Source organism: Streptomyces sp. MUSC 14, assembly GCF_001866675.1.
In the GTDB taxonomy this organism is placed as follows: domain Bacteria; phylum Actinomycetota; class Actinomycetes; order Streptomycetales; family Streptomycetaceae; genus Streptomyces.
The window spans coordinates 163,473-183,868 of record NZ_MLYN01000037.1 but is presented as its reverse complement, the minus strand read 5'-3'; the positions used below and the strand labels follow the sequence as shown (position 1 = coordinate 183,868).

Sequence of the window (20,396 nt, the reverse complement as noted above, 5' to 3'; positions counted from 1 at the left end):
AGCGAAGCCAACACATCCGAACACTCAGCGGGCTCACAGGGTGAAATAGCTCAGCTGTCAAGGCTTTTGACGGGATATCGAACAGTCCAGACCCACCCCTTCCAACAGACTCCGACAGGTCCTACCGTAAACGCGCACAGCTGACCCTCACTGGCAACCGGGCGTCGCCCGGTCGTCAGCCACCGTTCGCGAGTCGGAGGAACGTCCACGATGCGTCACCCTCACACCCGCACGACCCGCACCGCCCGCCGAAGACTGCTCGGGGCCCTCGGCGCCGGGCTGCTGTGCACGGCGGGCCTCGCCGTCCCGGCCGCCGCCACCCCCGCCGTCACCCTCGCCGCCCGCACCCCCCTCACCACGGCCCCCGCGCAGACGCCCGCCCTGGCCGACGGTCTCGCCCTCACCCCGCCGATGGGCTTCAACAACTGGAACTCCACGCACTGCCGGGCCGACTTCAACGAAACGATGGTCAAGGGGATCGCGGACCTCTTCGTGGCCAAGGGGCTGAAGGACGCGGGCTATCAGTACGTCAACCTGGACGACTGCTGGGCCCTGCCGAACCGCGACGCGAACGGCAAGCTGGTGCCCGATCCGGCCCGCTTCCCGAACGGCATCAAGGCCGTCGCCGACTACGTCCATTCCAAGGGGCTGAAACTCGGCATCTACACCAGCGCCGGGATCAAGACCTGCAACAGCGCGGGCTTCCCGGGCGCGCTCGGCCACGAGTACAGCGACGCACAGCAGTTCGCGGACTGGGGCGTGGACTACCTCAAGTACGACAACTGCAACAACCTCGGCGTCGACGCCCAGGTGCGCTACCGGACCATGCGGGACGCGCTGAGAGCGACCGGCCGGCCCATCGTGTACAGCATCTGCGAGTGGGGCGAGAACAAGCCGTGGGAATGGGCCGCGGACGTCGGCAACCTCTGGCGGACCACCGGTGACATCAGCGACGACTGGGGCTCGATGGTCTCGATCCTCAAGCAGAACCTGCCGCTCGCGCCCTACGCCGGCCCCGGGCACTGGAACGACCCCGACATGCTGGAGGTCGGCAACGGCGGCATGACGGACACCGAGTACCGCTCGCACTTCTCGCTCTGGTCGATCATGGCCGCACCCCTGCTGATCGGCACCGATCTACGCAAGGCCACCCCGGCAACCTTCGACATCCTGGACAACAAGGACATCATCGGCGTCGACCAGGACCCGCTCGGCAAGCAGGGCACGGTCGTCTCCTCCGGAGGCGGGCGCTGGGTCATCGCCAAGGAGATGAAGGACGGCAGCCGGGCGGTCGCCCTCTTCAACGAGTCCGGCACGGCCCAGCGGATCGCCACCACCGCGAGCGCCGTCGGCCTGCCCGCCGCCCCCGCCTACACCGTGCGGGACCTGTGGCAGCACCGCGACGACAACACCGCCGGCACCCTCGCCGCGACCGTACCGGCCCACGGCACGGTGCTGCTGCGCGTCTCCACCGACCCGCGCTGGGCGACCCACCCGCCGGCGGTCGAACTCGGCCTGGACGGAAGCCCGTTGCTGGAGGCGGCCACCCCGGTCACGCTGACCGGCACGGTCACCGACCTCGGCCGTACGCCCGCGCGCCGGGTCTCCGTCTCCCTCACCGGACCGGCCGGCTGGACCGTGCGGCCGACCTCGGCGACCACGGCCGCCGTCCTTCCGACCGGCCGGACCCTGCGCACCGGCTGGCGCGTGACCGCCCCGGCCGGAACACCGGCCGGGGCCTACGACCTGACGCTCCGGGCCCGATACCGCTCACCCTCCGGCGAGCAGGTCACCAGCGCCCTCCCGCTCAGCGCGTCCGTGGTGGTGCGGCCGCCGGCCGGGACGTCGTACCTCAGCGATCTGCCCTGGCTGTCGGCGAGCAGCGGCTGGGGGCCGGTGGAACGCGACACCAGCAACGGGGAGAGCGCCGCGGGCGACGGGCACCCGATCACCATCGGCGGCACCGTGTACGCCAAGGGGCTCGGGGCGCACGCGCCGAGCGACATCTCCTTCTACGCCGGCCGGGCCTGCACGAAGGTCCGCGCGGACGTCGGTGTCGACGACGAGAAGGGACTGAAGGGCACCGTCGCCTTCGAGATCTGGGCGGACGGCACGAAGGTCGCCGCCACCGGCGTCCTGACCAACGCGATGCCCGCCCAGCCCCTCACCGCCGACGTCACCGGCGCCCAGGTGGTCCGGCTCGTCGTCACCGACGGCGGCGACGGCAACGACTCGGACCACGCGGACTGGGCGGACGCCGCTCTGACCTGCTGACGGCGCCCACCCGCCGGGGCGGTGCGACCCGCGCACGGGCGGGGCCGCTCGGGGCCGACACGGGGAACCGAACCGGGGACGCCGGTACCGACAGCGCGCACCGGCGAACAGCGCCGGCTCGTGGTCCCGGTGCAGGCGACCCCGATGCCCTGGCGACCGGCGCTGCCGGGCCCGGCACCCACCGCCGCGAGCCGCTCGGGGCCGACACGGGGAACCGAACCGGGGACGCCGGTACCGACAGCGCGCACCGGCGAACAGCGCCGGCTCGTGATCCGGTGCACGCGGCCCCGGCGCCCTGGCGACCGGCGCTGCCGGGCCCGGCACGCACCGCCGGGGAGGGGGCGCCGGGGCCCTTCGCGCGCGCGGCGCCGCGATGTGCGCCCCGTCCCCGCTCAGACCCCCGCCGCGTCCGGCCGCCGCGCCAGCGCCGCCGCGGCGGCCCCGACCAGCCCCGCGTCGGTGCCCATCTGGGCGGGGACGACCGTGAGCCGCTGCACGAACGACAGGGTCGCGTAGTCGGTGAGCGCCTTGCGCAGCGGCGTGAGGAGGATGTCGCCCGCCTTGCCGACGCCGCCGCCGATCACTGCGATGTCGATCTCGACCAGGGTCGCGGTGGCCGCGATGCCGGCGGCCAGCGCCCGGGCCGCCCGCTCGAAGGAGGCCACGGCGACCGGGTCGCCCGCGCGGGCGGCGGCGGCCACCGCGGCGGCCGAGGTGTCGCCGTCGGGGCCCGGCAGCCAGCCCTGCTCCAGGGCACGGCGGGCGATGTTGGGCCCGCTGGCGATGCGCTCCACACAGCCCCGCGAACCGCACGGACACGGGTCGCCGTCGAGGTCGACGCTGATGTGGCCGATGTGCCCGGCGTTGCCGGTCGGGCCGGGGTGCAGCTGCCCGTTCAGGACCAGGCCGCCGCCGACACCCGTCGAGACCACCATGCACAGCGCGTTGTCGTGGCCGCGCGCGGCGCCCTGCCAGTGCTCGGCCGCGGTGATCGCGACGCCGTCCCCGATCAGCTCGACCGGCAGGCCCCCGGTGGCCGTACGCACCCGCTCCACCAGCGGGAAGCCCCGCCAGCCGGGCACGTTGACCGGGCTGACGGTGCCCGCCGAGGCGTCCACCGGGCCGGCGCTGCCGATGCCGAGAAGGCTCGCTCGGCCCCACAGCGGCGACCCGGCGAGCTCGCCGAGCACCACCTCGACAGCCCGCATGACCGTTTCACCGTCCTGCTGGGCGGGAGTGGCGCGCTGGGCGCGCTCCAGGATGCGACCGTCTCCGTCCACCAGTGCGCCGGCGATCTTGGTGCCACCGATGTCCAGGGCCGCCACAAGGTCGGTCATGAGAGTCAGATCTCCCCGTCGAAGCTTGATAACCATACAGAGCAGGGCCGGTCAAGCGGTGGGGGCGCAGGCCGACAGACAGCGGTGGACAGTGTCTCGCGCAGCTGACAACGTTGTCCAGGCTCTATGCTCGACGCCACATCCTCATACAAACGCCGGATCGGCGCAGCTCCCTCGGAACAAGCGCTCACACACCGACCGCGCGGACGAGACGGACGACAGGACAGGACCCCGCATCGTGCCCGACAGCACCCGCTCCACAGACCGCCTGCCCGGCACCCGCTACGGCAACCGCCCGACGATGAAGGACGTGGCGGCGCGGGCCGGTGTCGGGCTGAAGACGGTCTCCCGGGTGGTCAACGGCGAGCCGGGCGTGACCCCGGACACCGAGCGCCGGGTGCAGGAGGCCATCGACGCGCTGGGCTTTCGCCGCAACGACAGCGCGCGCGTGCTGCGCAAGGGCCGTACGGCGAGCATCGGCCTGGTGCTGGAGGACCTCGCCGACCCCTTCTACGGCCCGCTCAGCCGCGCCGTGGAAGAGGTGGCCCGGGCCCATGGCGCCCTGCTCATCAACGGCTCCAGCGCCGAGGACCCGGAGCGTGAGCAGGAGCTGGCCCTGGCACTGTGCGCGCGCCGGGTGGACGGGCTGGTGGTGATTCCGGCCGGGGACGACCACCGTTATCTGGAACCGGAGATCCGGGCCGGGGTGGCGACCGTGTTCGTGGACCGGCCTGCCGGGCGGATCGACGCGGACGTGGTCCTGTCCGACAACTTCGGCGGCGCCCGGGACGGTGTCGCGCATCTGATCGCGCACGGCCACCGCCGGATCGGGTTCATCGGCGACATGCCCCGCATCCACACCGCCGCCGAGCGGCTGCGCGGCTACCGGGCGGCCATGGAGGACGCGGGGATACCGGTCGAGGACGCCTGGATGTCGCTCGGGCAGACCGATCCGGAGCGGGTGCGCCGGGCGGCGGAGGAGATGCTCGCCGGTCCCGAGCCCGTCACCGCGATCTTCACGGGCAACAACCGGGTGACGGTCACCGTGATCCGGGTCCTGGCCGAGCACTCCCGCCGGGTCGCCCTGGTGGGCTTCGACGACTTCGAGCTGGCCGACCTGCTCCAGCCGGGCGTCACGGTCGTCGCCCAGGACGCGGCCGCCCTCGGTCGTACGGCGGCCGAGCGCCTGTTCCGCCAGCTGGACGGCGGGCTCATCGCCCCGGAGCGCATCGAGCTGCCGACCCGGCTGATCACCCGCGGCTCGGGCGAACTGCCGCCGGCGGACTGAGCCACGCGCCACCGGAGCACCGTGTCAGCAGGTCGGCAGGCCGGGCACGCGGGCGTCGTTGTTCCCGCCTACCAGGTAGACGTCGCTGACGTAGACGCCGGTGTTGCCGCTGTCGTCGTCGGTCTTCGCCCACCACACGTTCGTCCAGCGGCCGTAGGTCTCCCGGCGGCCCAGGTTCGCCTGGCAGTAGAAGTAGTTGGTGCCCGCGTTCAGGGTCCCGGCCGCGGCGCCGGAGGCCGTGTAGGACGTGGCGGTGCGCCACACGCCGCAGGTGTACTTGCCACCACCGGTGGACCGGCACGCTGCCGTCGGGCTGGTGGTGCGGCTCGGACCGCCGGTCGGGGCCGCGCTGTGGGACGGTGTGCGCGGCGCGGCGGCCGTGGCGGAGGCCGAGGCGCGCGAGGCCGGCCCGGTGGGGTCCGGGCTGCTCGGCGTCGGGCCGGGCTCGGCGCTCTTGCTGCCGTTCGGGCGGGTGCGCCCGGGCCGGGCGGACGACTCGGTGCCGGCCCTTTTCACGGTGGCGCTCGCGGGGTGCGAGGCGGCGGCCGCGGCGGAGGTCCTCGACGGGCTCGGGGCGCGCAGCGCGGCGACGGTGACCCCGGCCGCGGCGAGCACGACGGCGACGGCAGCGGCGGCGAGCAGGGCGCGGCCCCTGCGCCGGGGTGCGACCGGCGGGGTGTCCATGGGGCCGGTGGGGATGCCGGGTGCGAAGGCGGGGGTCGGTCCGGTGGAGCCCTGGGCGTGGGCGGGCACCGGGCTCACCGGCGCACCGGCAGGGGGCGCGGGGGTGTGGGCGGACTGTCCGGCCGGGCCCCGCGGCACCGGGCCGAATCCCGGCGGCGCGGCCGGCACGGTGGGTTCCGCGGGCGCGGGCGCGCCCGGCGGCGTCGCGCGCAGGGTGGTCGTCGGCGTGTCCGGGGTCCGTGTGCCGGTCACCTCGCGCAGCGCCTCGCGGGCCTCCTCGGCGTCCGGGCGGGCGTCCGGACGCTTGTCGAGCAGGTGCCGCAGGACCGGCGCCAGCGCTCCGGCCCGGCGGGGCTCGGGCAGCGGTTCGGTGACGATCGCGGCGAGCGTCGAGTAGGTGGACGTACGGCGGAACGGGGAGGCGCCCTCGACGGCCGCGAACAGCGTGGCGCCCAGCGCCCAGACGTCGGACGCCGGGCCGGGCTCGGCGCCCTGGGCGCGCTCGGGAGCCAAGTAGTCGAGGGAGCCGACGAGTTCGCCGCTGCGGGTGAGACGGGTGGCCGAGCCGTCGCCGGGGTCGTCCATGCTGGCGATGCCGAAGTCGGTGAGGACGACGCGGCCGGAGCGGTCGAGGAGGATGTTGCCGGGCTTGACGTCGCGGTGCAGGACGCCGACGCGGTGGGCGGCGGCCAGGGCGTCCGTCACGGCGGCGCCGATGCGTGCCGCCTCGTACGGGTCGAGGGTGCCGCGCTCGCGCAGGACGTCGTCCAGGGAGGGGCCCTCGATCAGTTCCATGACGATCAGCGGGCGTCCGTCGTCCTCGGCCACGTCGTGCACGGCGACGACACCGGGGTGGCGGACCCGGGCGGCGGCCCGGGCCTCGCGCTGCATGCGCAGCCGCAGTTCGGACAGTTCCGGTCCGGCCGCGTCCGTGTACGTGCGCAGTTCCTTGACGGCGACCTCGCGGCCGAGGACCTCGTCCACCGCCCGCCAGACCACGCCCATGCCACCGCGTCCGAGCCGTGCGGTCACGCGATAGCGTCCGGCCAGCAGCCGGCCGGTTCCGTCCGTGTGCCCGTACCGCTCCGGTCCCTGTTCCCCCGAAGACACCGCCGCCCCGTTCCTGAAGTCGTTGCCTGTCGCGTTCGCCTGGTCGATGCGTGGCGTCCAGCGTACGGGGCGGCCGCGCCGGTCCACGCCCCCGGCCGGGGGTCGTGACCGGTCCGCGACGTCTACTTCGCGGAGGCGGTCAGGTCGCCGCGCCGGGGTGCGGCGAAGCCCTCCAGGTCGTGGCGGGTCAGGCCGGTGAGGCGGGCGACCTCGGCGATGTCGAGGGCGCCGCAGTCCAGGCCGCGCAGCAGGTAGCCGCTGAGGGCCTTGGCGGTGGCGGGCTCGTCCATGACGTCGCCGCCGGCGTGGTTGGCATAGCGGGCGAGGCGGCCGGCGGCCTGCTCGAAGCCCTCGCGGTAGAAGGCGAAGACGGCGGCGTAGCGGGTCGGGATGTGCCCGGGGTGCATGTCCCAGCCCTGGTAGTAGGCGCGGGCGAGGGCGCGGCGGGTGAGCCCGTAGTGCAGCCGCCAGGCGTCGTGGACCTTGGCCGTCGGGCCGACGGGCAGGACGTTGGTGGAGCCGTCGGAGACGCGTACGCCGGTGCCCGCGGCGGCGACCTGCATGACCGCCTTGGCGTGGTCGGCGGCGGGGTGGTCGCTGGCCTGGTAGGCGGCGGAGACCCCGAGGCAGGCGCTGTAGTCGAAGGTGCCGTAGTGCAGGCCGGTGGCGCGGCCCTCGGCGGCCTGGATCATCCGGGCGACGGTCGCGGTGCCGTCGGTGGCGAGGATGGACTGGCTGGTTTCGATCTGGATCTCGAAGCCGAGCCGCCCGGCGTCGAGGCCGTGCACCTTCTCGAAGGCCTCCAGGAGCCGGACGAACGCGCCGACCTGCTCGGGGTACGTCACCTTCGGCAGGGTGAGGACCAGGCCCTCGGGCAGGCCGCCCGCCTCGATCAGGCCGGTGAGGAAGACGTCGAGGGTGCGGATGCCCCGGTCGCGGACGGCGGCCTCCATGCACTTCATGCGGATGCCCATGTACGGCGCCGCCGTGCCGTTCGCGTACGCCTCCGCGATCAGGCGGGCCGCGCGGGCCGCGGTCGCGTCCTCCTCGGCGTCGGGGCGGGGGCCGTAGCCGTCCTCGAAGTCGACGCGCAGGTCCTCGACGGGCTCGCGCTCCAGCTTGGCGCGCACGCGGGCGTAGACCGGCTCGGCCAGTTCGTCCGCGAGGCCGAGGACGGCCGCGAAGGAGGCGGCGTCCGGGGCGTGTTCGTCGAGGGCGGCGAGGGCCCGGTCGCCCCAGGAGCGGATGGTGTCGGCGGCGAAGGCGTCGCCGGGGACGTAGACGGTGTGGACGGGCTGCCGGGTGCCGGGGTCCCCGGGGTAGAGGCGCTCCAGCTGCGCGTCGACCGCTGCGAGGGAGGCGCTGATCTCCTCGCTCACGGCGCCCGCGAGGCTCGTCGCCACCTTCTCCTGCTGACCCATCCCACACCCTCCAATTTTCCGCTGTACGGAATCAATAATCCGCAGAATGAAGTTATCCGGGTGGTTCACGCTGGTCAACACCCTGTCCGGACGTCGGCCCACGACAGACGGTCGTCTTCAGGATGCACCGAGGCCCCGGCGACCGCGTCGGTCACCGGGGCCTCGGACAGCGTCCGGCCGGACTCAGCCCTTGCGGGCCTTGATCTCGTCGGTCAGCTGCGGGACGACGTCGAAGAGGTCGCCGACGACGCCGTAGTCGACCAGCTCGAAGATCGGGGCCTCGGCGTCCTTGTTGACGGCCACGATGGTCTTCGAGGTCTGCATGCCAGCGCGGTGCTGGATCGCGCCGGAGATGCCGTTGGCGATGTAGAGCTGCGGCGAGACCGACTTGCCGGTCTGGCCGACCTGGTTGGTGTGCGGGTACCAGCCGGCGTCGACGGCGGCACGCGAGGCACCGACGGCCGCACCGAGGGAGTCGGCGAGCGCCTCGATGATCGAGAAGTTCTCGGCGCCATTGACACCACGGCCGCCGGAGACCACGATCGCGGCCTCGGTCAGCTCCGGGCGGCCCGTGGACTCGCGCGGCGTACGGGCGGTGACCTTGGTGCCGGCCGCCTTGTCCGAGAAGGTCACGGCGAGGGCCTCGACCGCACCGGCGGCCGGGGCGGCCTCCACGGCGGCCGAGTTCGGCTTGACCGTGATGACCGGGGTGCCCTTGGAGACACGGGACTTGGTGGTGAAGGACGCGGCGAACACCGACTGGGTGGCCACCGGACCCTCGTCACCGGCCTCCAGGTCGATCGCGTCGGTGATGATGCCGGAGCCGATGCGCAGCGCCAGGCGGGCGGCGATCTCCTTGCCCTCGGCGGAGGACGGGACCAGCACGGCGGCCGGGGACACGTGCGCGTGGGCGGCCTGGAGGGCGTCGACCTTCGGCACGACCAGGTAGTCGGCGTACTCGGACGCGTCGTGGGTGAGGATCCGCGCCGCGCCGTGCTCGGCGAGGACGGCGGCGGTGTCGGCGGCGCCGTTGCCCAGCGCGACGGCGACGGGCTCGCCGATGCGGCGGGCCAGGGTCAGCAGCTCCAGGGTGGGCTTGCGGACGGCACCGTCCACGTGGTCGACGTAGACGAGGACTTCAGCCATGGGATTGCTCTCCTGCGTAAGGAAGTTGAGGGGCGGTCAGCGGGGGCGAGCCCTTAGATGAACTTCTGGCTCGCGAGGAACTCAGCGAGCTGCTTGCCGCCCTCGCCCTCGTCCTTGACGATGGTGCCGGCCGTGCGCGCCGGGCGCTCGTTCACGGCCTCGACCGCGGTGAACGCGCCCTCCAGGCCGACCTCTTCGGCCTCGATGTCGAGGTCCGACAGGTCCCAGGACTCCACCGGCTTCTTCTTGGCCGCCATGATGCCCTTGAAGGACGGGTAACGCGCCTCGCCCGACTGGTCCGTCACGGACACGACCGCCGGGAGGGACGCCTCCAGCTGCTCGCTCGCCGCGTCGCCGTCACGGCGGCCCTTCACAGTGCCGTCCTCGACCGAGACCTCGGAGAGCAGGGTGACCTGCGGGACACCGAGACGCTCGGCGACCAGCGCCGGTACGACACCCATGGTGCCGTCCGTCGACGCCATGCCGGAGACGACCAGGTCGAAGCCGGCCTTCTCGATCGCCTTGGCCAGCACCAGCGAGGTGCCGATGGCGTCGGTGCCGTGCAGGTCGTCGTCCTCGACGTGGACGGCCTTGTCGGCACCCATCGACAGGGCCTTGCGGAGCGCGTCCTTGGCGTCCTCCGGGCCGACCGTCAGCACGGTGACCTCGGCGTCGCCGTCACCGTCGTAGTTCTCCGCGATCTGGAGGGCCTGCTCGACCGCGTACTCGTCCAGCTCGGAGAGCAGACCGTCCACGTCGTCGCGGTCGACGGTCAGGTCATCGGCGAAGTGCCGGTCGCCAGTGGCGTCGGGCACGTACTTCACAGTGACAACGATCCTCAAGCTCACGCCGGCTCTCCTACTGCATCGACATTTCCGGGCTGCCTCTTGCAGGCAGCATAGGCGCCTCAAGCGGCCGATCCCGGTCGGGGCGTCCGCGCGCTCCGACCGAAATATTACTCGTCAGTACACCCAGTCTGCGCCCGCTAAGCAAGCGCTTTGAACTGTGACCTTCGCAACGCAGCGTAATCGGAATTCGACCGGCTCGCGGAAGACGGCGGCGTGATCAATCCCGCAGGCCGTTGAAGCGCCCCTGGTGGTACAGCAGCGGGCGGCCGGTGCCCGAGGGGTCGCCCAGCACGACCTCGGCGAGCACGATGCGGTGATCACCCGCCGGCACGCGGCCGACGATCCGGCAGACCAGCCAGGCGAGCACGTCGTCGAGCACCGGTACGCCGTGCGGGCCCGCGCGCCAGGCCGTGGGCGCGCCGAACCGGTCGGCGCCGCTGCGGGCGAAGGTGCCGGCCAGCTCGCCCTGGTGCTCGCCGAGTATGTGCACCCCGACATGGTCCGTCTCCGCTATCGCGGGCCAGCTGGAGGCGCCCGTGCCGATACCGAAGGAGATCAGCGGAGGGTCGGCGGAGACCGAGGTGAGGGAGGTGGCGGTGAAGCCGACCGGACCGGCGGCGCCGCGCGCCGTGATCACCGCGACACCGGCGGCGTGCCGGCGGAACGTCGAGCGGAGCAGGTCGGGGGAGCCGAGCCGGGGAGTGCCGAGTTCGGGCGAGGCCGTCATGGAAGGGTCCTTCTGCCGAGGGGGACGAGCCGATGCGTAGCTGCTCAACAGCCCGGACAGCGCGCGCTCGCGGTGCGGGCGAGGTCGATGTGGGCCCGCCCGAAGAGAAGGAGTTCGATCGGCATACGGTCAGGCTGACGATAGGGGGCGCGTACAGTCAAGTGCGTTCCGGTGGCCGGAAGATGGAGCGCCGCCGGTGGAGACACCCTCACACCGCCTCCCCGAGGGCCGCGATGACGTCGGCCTTGCGCGGCTGTCCGGCGGCGCGCCGCACGACTCTGCCGTCCGCGTCGAGGACGAGCACAGTGGGCGTCCTGAGGATCTCCAACTCGCGTACGAGACCCAGGCGGGCCTCGGCGTCGATCTCGATGTGCGCCACACCGGGGACCAGCGCCGCCACCTCGCCGAGGACGCGCCGGGTGGCCCGGCAGGGCGCGCAGAAGGCGCTGGAGAACTGGACGAGGGTGGCCCGCTCCCCCAGCCCGGCGCCCAGTTCGGCCGCCGTCAGCCGCATGCCGTCGCGCCCGCGCACCCGTACCCCTCTCCCTGCTCCGTCATTTCTGGTCGACACTTCTGGTCGGCACTCCCGGTTTGCATCCGCACCAGCGCGGATCAGCCCGTGAAGATTCCTCCAGCATGACGGAAGCTTCGCATCGCACGTAAAGCCGATTTAAAGATCCGAGGTGGGATGTAGGCCGACGTGACGAGGATCTCGCCGCCGCAAGGCACCAGGACTGGCTACCCGTCCGTTCTTCGGGCACGATCTGCGAGACGCCGTAAACCTACGGCTGCGTAACTTTCCCGCCGGGAGCCCCTTTCCCGAGCAGAGCAGAAAGGGTCCACCCCGCCCATGGCAGAGCTGGTCTACCGTCCCGTCATCGGTTTCGCGAAGACGTTGTTCAAGGTCTGGGACCTGAAGATCGACTGCCAGGGGTCGGAGAACATCCCGCGTTCGGGCGGTGCCGTGCTGGTGAGCAATCACATCAGCTACCTCGACTTCATCTTCAACGGCCTCGCGGCCCTGCCGCAGAAGCGCCTGGTGCGTTTCATGGCGAAGGAATCGGTCTTCCGCCACAAGGTCTCCGGCCCGCTCATGCGCGGCATGAAGCACATCCCGGTCGACCGCAAGCAGGGCGAGAACGCCTACGCGCACGCGCTGAACTCGCTGCGCTCCGGCGAGGTCATCGGGGTCTTCCCGGAGGCCACCATCTCGGAGTCGTTCACGCTGAAGAGCTTCAAGTCGGGTGCGGCGCGCCTGGCCCAGGAAGCCGGCGTCCCGCTCGTCCCGATGGCGGTGTGGGGCACGCAGCGCCTGTGGACGAAGGGCCACCCGCGCAACTTCAAGCGCAACCACCTGCCCGTGACGATCCGCGTGGGCGAGTCGGTCGAGGCCCCGCGCGACCAGTACGCGGGCGCCATCACGCGCCGCCTGCGCGAACGCGTCCAGGACGTGCTCGACGCCGCCCAGCGCGCCTACCCCGGCCGCCCCAAGGACTCCGAGGACTCCTGGTGGCTCCCCGCCCACCTGGGCGGCACGGCCCCGACGATGGAGCAACTGCGCGCGGCCGAGGCGCACTGAGACACGGGGCACGGGCCGCCGAAGGGGCTCTGCGAAGCAGACTTCGGCGAGGACTCGCCAACGCGGCTTCGCCGAGGGAGCTTCGACGGCAGGCTCCGGCAGGGACCTTGCCGGCCGGGGCTCTCGGGGGTCCGGTGGCGTGTGACCAAGGCCGGGGGACCCACGGACGTACGGTCAGGGGCGGTCGGCGCGCACAGGTGACCGAGGCGCACTGACCACGCGCGTTCGACGGAGGGCCGCGGCCCGGGACACGCGGCCGGGAGGCCACCGACCCGATACGGCCCGGCCCGGCCCGGTCACCCCCGGCGGCCCAACGACCCTGCCATGCCCGGGACTTCACGCCACCGTCGGCCGAACCGGCACCGTGGCGCCGAGGCTTCCCCGTTGCTCAACGAGCAGGCAGGGCAGGCAAGCCGGCTTGGCAGGTCTCACAGTGCGTCGGGGAGTGTCCGCCACAGGGACGGCCGGTCCGGCGCGGTCTTCAGGGCGTCGAGGACGCGCGGATGCGGTGCGGCGTACAGCATCGGGTAGTCCGTCTCACCGGCCGCCGGGTCGGGGATCCAGGCCAGCCGTTCGCCACCGAGGGAGAACCGCGCGTCCACGCCCGGTTTGTTGCCGCGGGGGTCCTGCCGGTGCCAGGCACCGTGGAAGCGCACGGCGACCAGACCGTGCACGGCGTGACCGCTGCCGTCGTCGTGCGCCAGCCGCTGGTAGCACAGGGCGGTCGGGATGCCCTCGGCCCGCAGCAGCGCGGCCAGGGCGTGGGCCTTGGCGTAGCAGATGCCGGTGCGCAGTTCCAGGACGTCCGAGGCGCGCCAGGTGACCCGCAGATCACCGGCGTCGGCGGAGTGCGGAATGGTGTCGCGGACGAATGCGAAGGCGGCGCGTGCATAGGCATACGAGTCGGCGACCCCTTCGGCCAGCCGTGAGGCCGTTTCCCGGACCAGGGGATGATGATGGTCGATGGCCTCGTCGTCCGCCAAGTAGGCAGAGAGGTCGGCGGTGTTCTGGATCAGCTCCATAAGCTCAGAGCATAGGAATGCGACCGCCCGAGATTCAATCGACTTTCGGGCAGCCGCATATCTATGCAATCTGTCGAATGGCGGTGCGGCTAGCGCGCCATCTCCTCCTTGAGCGCCGCCACGAAGGTGTCGACGTCCTCCTCCGTGGTGTCGAAGGAGCACATCCAGCGCACCACTCCGGCGCCCTCGTCCCAGAAGTAGAACCGGAACCGCTTCTGCAGCCGCTCGCTCACGTCGTGCGGAAGCTTCGCGAAGACGCCGTTGGCCTGGACCGGGTAGCGGATCTCCACCCCGTGCACCGCGCGCACCCCGTCGGCGAGGCGCTGGGCCATCTCGTTGGCGTGCCGGGCGTTGCGCAGCCACAGGTCCTTCGCCAGCAGCGCCTCCAACTGCACCGACACGAAGCGCATCTTGGAGGCGAGCTGCATCGACAGCTTCCGCAGGTGCTTCATCTGCCGCACCGCGTCCTGGTTGATGACGACGACGGCCTCGCCGAAGACGGCGCCGTTCTTCGTCCCGCCGAGCGAGAGGAGGTCGACGCCGACCGCGTTGGTGAACGTCCGCATGGGCACGTCCAGCGAGGCGGCCGCGTTGGCTATGCGGGAGCCGTCCAGGTGCACCTTCATGCCGTGCGCATGGGCGTGCTCGCAGATCGCCCGGATCTCCTCGGGCGTGTAGAGCGTGCCCAGCTCCGTGGACTGGGTGATCGAGACGACCTGCGGCATCGCGCGGTGCTCGTCCTCCCAGCCCCAGGCCTGCCGGTCGATCAGCTCGGGCGTGAGCTTGCCGTCGGGCGTGGGCACGGTGAGCAGCTTCAGCCCGCCCATCCGCTCGGGGGCGCCGCCCTCGTCGACGTTGATGTGCGCGCTCTCGGCGCAGATCACCGCGCCCCAGCGGTCGGTGACCGCCTGGAGCGCGACGACGTTCGCACCGGTGCCGTTGAAGACCGGGAAGGCCTCCGCCGTGGCGCCGAAATGGCCGCGGATGATCCGCTGGAGGTTCTCGGTGTACTCGTCCTCGCCGTACGCCACCTGATGGCCGCCGTTGGCCAGGGCCAGGGCGGCCAGCACCTCGGGGTGGGCTCCGGCGTAGTTGTCACTGGCGAAACCGCGGACCTGCGGGTCGTGGTGGCGACGCGCGTCGGTCTTGGGTGGGTTCACGGCTTCTCGGTCAGCCACAGACGGTTTCCGTTCACTTCGGCGGCGGACTTGCTCCAGACGCCCTCGACGGCCTCGGCGAGGTCCTTGACGTCCGTGAAGCCCGCGAACTTCGCGTTGGGGCGTTCTGCGCGCATCGCGTCGTGCACCAACGCCTTCACCACCAGGATGGCAGCCGCCGCACGCGGACCCTCCTCGCCCCCGGCCTTGCGGAAACCGTCCGCCATGGCGAGGGTCCAGGCCTCGGCGGCCGCCTTGGCCGCGGAGTACGCCGCGTTGCCCGCCGTGGGCTTCGAGGCACCGGCCGCACTGATCAGCAGGTAGCGGCCGCGGTCGCTGCGCTGGAGGGCGTCGTAGAAGGCCAGGGAGGTGTGCTGGACCGTGCGGATCAGGAGCTTCTCCAGCAGGTCCCAGTCCGCGAGATCGGTCTCGGCGAAGTTCGCGCTGCCGCGCCAGCCGCCCACGAGGTGGACCAGGCCGTCGATGCGGCCGTGGTCCTTCTCGATGCGCGCCGCCCAGTCGCGGGTCGAGCCGAGGTCGAGCAGGTCGACCGTCTCGCCGGTGACCGTGGCGCCGCCGTTCGCGTAGCGGGCCGCGTCCACGGCCTCCGCCAGGCGCTCGGGGTTGTTGTCGGCGCCGACGACGACGGCGCCGGCCTCGGCGAGCCGGACCAGCGTCGCGTGCCCGGCGGGTCCGCCCGCGCCGGCCACCGCGATCACCGTTCCCTTGAGAGACCCGTTGTTCCCCACGTTCTTCCCCTCTTGAACAGCTTGAACAGCTCGAACAGCGTGACCGGTGCTCCGGTCGCGGTCGCTCACGCAGCGATCCGCTCGGCACCGTCCGCCGTGATGCCCTTGGTGGAGGCGATCACGTTCTTCAGCTTCTTGGACAGGGCTTCATAGAACATGCTCAGCGGAAACTCGTCCGGAAGCACGTCGTCCACGAGCTTGCGGGGCGGCTGGGTGAGGTCCAGGGCGTCCGGACCCTTGGCCCACTTGGAGCCGGGGTGCGGGGCCAGATAGGTGGCGACCAGCTCGTACCCGGCGAACCAGTGCACCAGCTTCGGGCGGTCGATGCCGTCCTTGTAGAGCTTCTCGATGTCGGCGCACAGCTGGTTGGTGACCTGCGGGGCGCGCTCCCAGTCGATGGAGAGCTTGTTGTCGGTCCAGCGGACGACGTCGTGCTTGTGCAGGTAGGCGAAGAGCAGCTGGCCGCCGAGGCCGTCGTAGTTGCGGACGCGGTCGCCGGTGACGGGGAAGCGGAACATCCGGTCGAAGAGCACCGCGTACTGCACGTCACGGGCCTGCGGGACGCCGTCCGCCTGGAGCTTCACGGCCTCCTTGAAGGCGGTGAGGTCGCAGCGCAGCTCCTCCAGGCCGTACATCCAGAACGGCTGGCGCTGCTTGATCATGAACGGGTCGAACGGCAGGTCGCCGTGGCTGTGGGTGCGGTCGTGGACCATGTCCCAGAGCACGAAGGCCTCTTCGCAGCGCTTCTGGTCGTGGACCATCGCGGCGATGTCCTCGGGCAGCTGAAGACCCAGGAGGCCGACGGCCGCGTCGGTGACGCGGCGGAAGCGGGCGGCCTCGCGGTCGCAGAAGATGCCACCCCAGGAGAAACGTTCCGGCGCCGTGCGTACGGCGATGGTCTCCGGGAAGAGGACGGCCGAGTTGGTGTCGTAGCCGGGGGTGAAGTCCTCGAAGGTGATGCCGCAGAACAGCGGGTTGTCGTAGCGGGTGCGCTCCAGCTCGGCCAGCCAGTCCGGCCAGACCATGCGCAGCACGACCGCCTCCAGGTTGCGGTCGAGGTTGCCGTTCTGCGTGTACATCGGGAAGACAACCAGGTGCTGGAGGCCGTCCGTGCGGTCGGCGGCGGGCTGGAAGGCCAGCAGCGAGTCCAGGAAGTCCGGCACCTCGAAGCCGCCCTCGGCCCAGCGGCCCAGGTCCCGCACCAGCGCCTCATGGTAGGCCTTGTCGTGCGGGAGCAGCGGGGAGAGCTGCTCGACCGCGTCCACGACACGCCGTACGGCCGCCTGGGCGTCTGCCCCGGCCGGGGCACCCACGGCGTCGAAGTCGATCGACCCGTCCTTGGACTGCCATGGCCGGATCTGCTCCACGGCACTCTTGAGCACCGGCCAGGCCGGGTGCTCAATCACCCTGGTCGACGAAGGAAGCTGCCCCTTCATAGCCGTCTGCTCAAGAATTTCCGTCATGACCCATCCTTCACGGGAGAACCTCTCGTAAGGACACCGTATGCATACCCAGATTCCGCCATCAAGAGGCAGCTCGGGAAAATTTCCCGTGACATCGCTTGGTCACCGACGATTTTCCTGCTCCAAACCGTGACGACGCTCACTTCCGTCGCGCGCAGCGCGCCTGGGCAGGGTGAGGCTCCGGCCGGTCAAGAGTCCGAGGACTCGCCCACGCGCGGGTGACGGTGGGGGCGCATATCGGCCGGTTGAGGCACGCGGCACGCACCCGTACGGCGTGCACGTGCGGGTTCATCACCGGCCCCGGCGATTAGGCTGCGAGCCTGCCCGCGCGGACGACGACGTCCGTTCGTCCGTCCCGCGCGCGCCGAGCCGCCGTCGACGGAAGCGAGTCGAACCTTGAACTTCCTTACCATCGGTCACCGCGGGGTCATGGGTGTCGAGCCCGAGAACACCCTTCGCTCCTTCGTCGCCGCGCAGGACGCCGGCCTCGATCTCATCGAACTCGATCTGCATCTGAGCAAGGACGGCGCCCTCGTCGTCATGCACGACGCCGAGGTCGACCGTACGACCGACGGCACCGGGCCGATCGCCGAGAAGACCCTGGAGGAGCTGCGCGGCCTGGACGCGGGCCGCGGGGAGCGGGTGCCCGTGTTCGAGGAGGTGCTGGACACGGTGCGCAGCCCGATCCAGGCGGAGATCAAGGACGTGGCGGCGGCCAGGGCGCTGGCGAAGGTGATGCACGAGCGGGACCTGGTCGGGCGGGTCGAGGTGTCCTCGTTCCACGACGAGGCGGTCGCCGAGGTCGCCCGGCTGGTGCCGGGGGTGCGCACGGCGCTGATCGCCGAACGCTACGGCACCGACGTGGTGAAGCGGGCCGTGACCGTCGCCGCCCCGACCCTGTGCCTCGACATCCGCAGGCTCACCCTGGAGATCGTCGAGCACGCGCGCGAGGCCGATCTGCGGATCATCGGCTGGGTGGTCAACACGCACGACCATCTGCGCCTCGTCCGCGCCCTGCAACTGGACGGCGCGACGACCGACTTCCCGGAGATCAAGCGCGCCGCGCGTTTCACCGCGTGATCGCGCGCGTGAGGGTCACACCAGCGGCTTGACCAGCAGCTCGAACTGGAGGTCGGTGCGCTGCGGGATGCCGAAGCGCTCGTCGCCGTACGGGAACGGACTCATCTGTCCCGTACGGCGGTAGCCGCGGCGCTCGTACCAGGCGATCAGGTCGTCACGCACGGAGATCACCGTCATGTGCATCTCGCGGACGCGCCACGCCTCGCGCGCCTGGCGCTCGGCCTCGGCCATGACGACCTTGCCGAGACCCGCGCCCTGCATCGTGGGGCTGACGGCGAACATGCCGAAGTAGGCGTGTTCACCGCGGTGTTCGAGCTGGCAGCAGGCGACGATACGGCCGTCCCGCTCCACCGCCAGCAGCCGGCTGTCCGGCGACTTGATCACGTCGAGCACGCCCTCGGGATCCGTGCGCTGCCCTTCCAGGATGTCCGCCTCGGTGGTCCACCCCGCCCGGCTGGCGTCGCCGCGGTACGCCGACTCGATCAGCGCGACCAGCGCGTCGACGTCGGCGTCCGTGGCGTCGCGGAAGGTGACGGAGGTGGCGCTGGTGTCCATGGGCGGCCTTTCGATCTCGGGCGTGGCTGAGCCAGGGTCGAGGGTAACCCTGCCAGTAGGCTCCGCCGGCATGGTGCATGTACTCAGCAGCCGGACGCTGCTCACCCCCACCGACCCCGAGCGCTCCCGCGTCTTCTACGGCGAGCGGCTGGGGCTGTCCGTCTACCGCGAGTTCGGTACCGGCCCCGAGCGTGGCACGGTCTACTTCCTCGGCGGCGGCTTCCTGGAGGTCTCCGGCCGCGCGGAGACCCCGCCGTCGTCCGCTGTCCGGCTCTGGCTCCAGGTCGACGACGTGACGGCGGCGCACGAGGAACTCCGTGCGACGGGCGTCGACGTCGTCCGGCCACCGGTGAAGGAGCCATGGGGCCTGATCGAGATGTGGATCTCCGATCCGGACGGCGTCCGCATCGCCCTGGTGGAGGTCCCGGCGGAACATCCGATGCGGTACCGGCCCGGGATCTGATCGGGGGGTGATGACGGTCGCGGCGGCGCGCGGGGCCGGGGGATGTGCGGTGCAGGTGCAGAGCTGCCGTGGCCCCGGGCCCCGGGAAGATTCGGCGACAGCCGGGCGGCGGCACCCCACCGGCCAGGGATCTGATGCGGTGCCGGCACGGGTCTCGCGTGTGGCCGCGCCGGCGGGCGCGCCCGCACATCGGGGTCGGTCGACGGCTCTCTGGACCCGGCGCCGCACGCTGTCTCCCGGTCGGCGGAGCAGCGTGGCCTCCGGCCGGATGTGACCGTGTTGTCGGGCACAGCCCGGCGGACGTGAGGAGCGGGCTCGCGAGCGGGGTGACAAACACGGCCGGATCCCGCCCCGCACACGGCCCGACTCCCGAACCGCGAAACCGAGCGACATCCCGACCAAACCGACCACGGCCTCCAAGACCACTCGGCAGACATGACAGACAGACCCGTAGACGGGGTGACAAACACGGCTGGATCCCGCCCCGCACACGGCCCGACTCCCGAGCTGTGAAGCGGAACGACAGCCCGGACCGGCGTGGGTGTGGTCTGCGAGACGGATCGGCGGGGCTCGTGGGAGTGGCCGGGGGACGGGGTGTTCCGGATGGCCGGGGATGTGGGGTGGGGTTAGCGTGCCGGGAGAGGGGTCCGTGGGTGCGGCGGGCCCGGCTGTTCAACGCGCCCGTCCGGAAGGAACCGCGATGGAGTTCGACAAGCCCGTGACCGGCGGCCCGTGCTGGACCGAGCTGGGGACCAGCGATCTGGAGGGGGCCAAGCGGTTCTACGCCGAGTTGTTCGGGTGGCGGCCCGAGACGGACCCGCGGCCCGAGGCGGGCGGCTACACGGTGGCCCACCTGGGCGACGCGCCCGTCGCCGCGCTCACCCCGCTCTACCAGGAGTCCCAGCCGGTGGCGTGGAACGTCTCCTTCTCCGTGCCGGACGCGGACGCGGCGGTGCGGCGTGTGGAGGAGGCCGGCGGAACGGTGGTCGTCGGCCCGATGGACGTGTTCGACGTGGGCCGGTTCGCGGTGGCCCTCGATCCGACGGGCGCGGCCTTCCAGTTGTGGCAGGCGAGGACGTTCCGGGGCGCCGGGCTGTTCAACGCGCCCGGCACGCTCGGCTGGGTGGAGCTGGCGACCCGGGACACCCGCCGGGCCCGGGAGTTCTACACCACGGTGTTCGACTGGAGCGCCCAGTCCTCCGAGTGGTACACGGAGTGGGCCCTCGACGGCGCGGAGTTCGGCGGCATGGCCGACATGACCGACCGGTTCCCGCCCGACGCGCCCGCGCACTGGATGCCGTACTTCGCGGTGACCGACGTGGACGCGACGGCCGAGGTCGCGGACCTGGCGGGCGGTGCCGTCGTCATGCCGCCCGCGACCGTCCCGGACGGCCCGCGGATCGCGCTGCTGCGGGATCCGCAGGGCGCGACTTTCGGGGTGCACCTGATGGACCCCGAGGGCTGAGGAGCGGGCCGGGCCGGTGTCCGGGGCA

Annotated in this window: 18 protein-coding genes; 6 read left to right on the top strand and 12 right to left on the bottom strand. The window is 72.0% G+C overall.

From position 1 onward, the window contains the following. Positions 1 to 210 precede the first annotated feature (210 nt). Positions 211 to 2,274 carry an NPCBM/NEW2 domain-containing protein gene (locus tag BIV25_RS24190; RefSeq protein ID WP_177235395.1) on the top strand — a complete coding sequence of 688 codons (2,064 nt, stop codon included), beginning with the start codon at positions 211 to 213 and terminating at the stop codon, positions 2,272 to 2,274. Between the two features lie 392 nt (positions 2,275 to 2,666). Here the strand turns inward: BIV25_RS24190 and BIV25_RS24185 are convergent, their stop codons facing one another. Then, positions 2,667 to 3,611 carry an ROK family protein gene (locus BIV25_RS24185; RefSeq protein WP_256256031.1) on the bottom strand — a complete coding sequence of 315 codons (945 nt, stop codon included), beginning with the start codon at positions 3,609 to 3,611 and terminating at the stop codon, positions 2,667 to 2,669. A 238-nt stretch (positions 3,612 to 3,849) separates the two neighbouring features. Here BIV25_RS24185 and BIV25_RS24180 point away from each other — a divergent pair, with 238 nt between their 5' ends. Next, positions 3,850 to 4,899 (top strand): LacI family DNA-binding transcriptional regulator, encoded by a 1,050-nt coding sequence (locus tag BIV25_RS24180; protein ID WP_071374491.1) that lies wholly within the window; start codon positions 3,850 to 3,852, stop codon positions 4,897 to 4,899. A gap of 24 nt (positions 4,900 to 4,923) precedes the next feature. Here BIV25_RS24180 and BIV25_RS24175 read toward each other — a convergent pair whose 3' ends face one another. The 6 genes from BIV25_RS24175 to BIV25_RS24150 form a co-directional block, all read right to left on the bottom strand. Further along, positions 4,924 to 6,693, bottom strand: a complete 1,770-nt coding sequence (locus tag BIV25_RS24175; protein ID WP_071374590.1) for a serine/threonine-protein kinase — start codon at positions 6,691 to 6,693, stop codon at positions 4,924 to 4,926. 122 nt (positions 6,694 to 6,815) lie between these two features. After that, positions 6,816 to 8,114 carry an aldolase gene (locus tag BIV25_RS24170; RefSeq protein ID WP_071374490.1) on the bottom strand — a complete coding sequence of 433 codons (1,299 nt, stop codon included), beginning with the start codon at positions 8,112 to 8,114 and terminating at the stop codon, positions 6,816 to 6,818. A gap of 183 nt (positions 8,115 to 8,297) precedes the next feature. Then, entirely contained in the window at positions 8,298 to 9,260 is a 963-nt protein-coding gene (locus BIV25_RS24165; RefSeq protein WP_071374489.1) for an electron transfer flavoprotein subunit alpha/FixB family protein, read from the bottom strand. A gap of 53 nt (positions 9,261 to 9,313) precedes the next feature. Beyond that, positions 9,314 to 10,108, bottom strand: coding sequence for an electron transfer flavoprotein subunit beta/FixA family protein (locus BIV25_RS24160; protein ID WP_071374488.1), 795 nt, complete (start codon positions 10,106 to 10,108; stop codon positions 9,314 to 9,316). 217 nt (positions 10,109 to 10,325) lie between these two features. Further along, positions 10,326 to 10,835: a flavin reductase family protein gene (locus BIV25_RS24155; protein WP_071374487.1), complete on the bottom strand. Its 510-nt coding sequence runs from the start codon at positions 10,833 to 10,835 to the stop codon at positions 10,326 to 10,328. A 208-nt stretch (positions 10,836 to 11,043) separates the two neighbouring features. Continuing rightward, positions 11,044 to 11,349, bottom strand: coding sequence for a TlpA family protein disulfide reductase (locus tag BIV25_RS24150; RefSeq protein WP_371273062.1), 306 nt, complete (start codon positions 11,347 to 11,349; stop codon positions 11,044 to 11,046). 336 nt (positions 11,350 to 11,685) lie between these two features. Between BIV25_RS24150 and BIV25_RS24145 the strand changes: the two genes are divergently transcribed. Beyond that, complete coding sequence (locus BIV25_RS24145; protein WP_071374485.1) at positions 11,686 to 12,414, top strand: 1-acyl-sn-glycerol-3-phosphate acyltransferase; 729 nt, start codon at positions 11,686 to 11,688, stop codon at positions 12,412 to 12,414. A 428-nt stretch (positions 12,415 to 12,842) separates the two neighbouring features. Here the strand turns inward: BIV25_RS24145 and BIV25_RS24140 are convergent, their stop codons facing one another. The 4 genes from BIV25_RS24140 to BIV25_RS24125 form a co-directional block, all read right to left on the bottom strand. Then, a complete protein-coding gene (locus tag BIV25_RS24140) occupies positions 12,843 to 13,436 on the bottom strand; it encodes a transglutaminase domain-containing protein (RefSeq protein ID WP_071374484.1) in 594 nt (197 codons plus the stop codon). Positions 13,437 to 13,525: 89 nt separating this feature from the next. Further along, positions 13,526 to 14,596 carry a low specificity L-threonine aldolase gene (locus BIV25_RS24135; protein WP_071374483.1) on the bottom strand — a complete coding sequence of 357 codons (1,071 nt, stop codon included), beginning with the start codon at positions 14,594 to 14,596 and terminating at the stop codon, positions 13,526 to 13,528. Further along, positions 14,593 to 15,342 carry an SDR family oxidoreductase gene (locus tag BIV25_RS24130; RefSeq protein ID WP_071374482.1) on the bottom strand — a complete coding sequence of 250 codons (750 nt, stop codon included), beginning with the start codon at positions 15,340 to 15,342 and terminating at the stop codon, positions 14,593 to 14,595. Before BIV25_RS24130 ends, BIV25_RS24135 begins: the two co-directional genes overlap by 4 nt. A 65-nt stretch (positions 15,343 to 15,407) precedes the next feature. Next, positions 15,408 to 16,805, bottom strand: a complete 1,398-nt coding sequence (locus tag BIV25_RS24125; RefSeq protein WP_071374481.1) for a DUF6421 family protein — start codon at positions 16,803 to 16,805, stop codon at positions 15,408 to 15,410. 396 nt (positions 16,806 to 17,201) lie between these two features. Here BIV25_RS24125 and BIV25_RS24120 point away from each other — a divergent pair, with 396 nt between their 5' ends. After that, a complete protein-coding gene (locus BIV25_RS24120) occupies positions 17,202 to 17,885 on the top strand; it encodes a glycerophosphodiester phosphodiesterase family protein (RefSeq protein WP_079176858.1) in 684 nt (227 codons plus the stop codon). 15 nt (positions 17,886 to 17,900) lie between these two features. On the opposite strand, the gene BIV25_RS24115 is transcribed toward BIV25_RS24120, so the two are convergent. After that, positions 17,901 to 18,440 (bottom strand): GNAT family N-acetyltransferase, encoded by a 540-nt coding sequence (locus tag BIV25_RS24115; RefSeq protein WP_071374479.1) that lies wholly within the window; start codon positions 18,438 to 18,440, stop codon positions 17,901 to 17,903. Between the two features lie 70 nt (positions 18,441 to 18,510). Here BIV25_RS24115 and BIV25_RS24110 point away from each other — a divergent pair, with 70 nt between their 5' ends. Then, on the top strand, positions 18,511 to 18,903 hold the full coding sequence (locus tag BIV25_RS24110) for a VOC family protein (RefSeq protein ID WP_071374478.1): 393 nt from the start codon (positions 18,511 to 18,513) through the stop codon (positions 18,901 to 18,903). A gap of 700 nt (positions 18,904 to 19,603) precedes the next feature. After that, positions 19,604 to 20,368 carry a VOC family protein gene (locus tag BIV25_RS24105; RefSeq protein ID WP_071374477.1) on the top strand — a complete coding sequence of 255 codons (765 nt, stop codon included), beginning with the start codon at positions 19,604 to 19,606 and terminating at the stop codon, positions 20,366 to 20,368. Positions 20,369 to 20,396 lie beyond the last annotated feature (28 nt).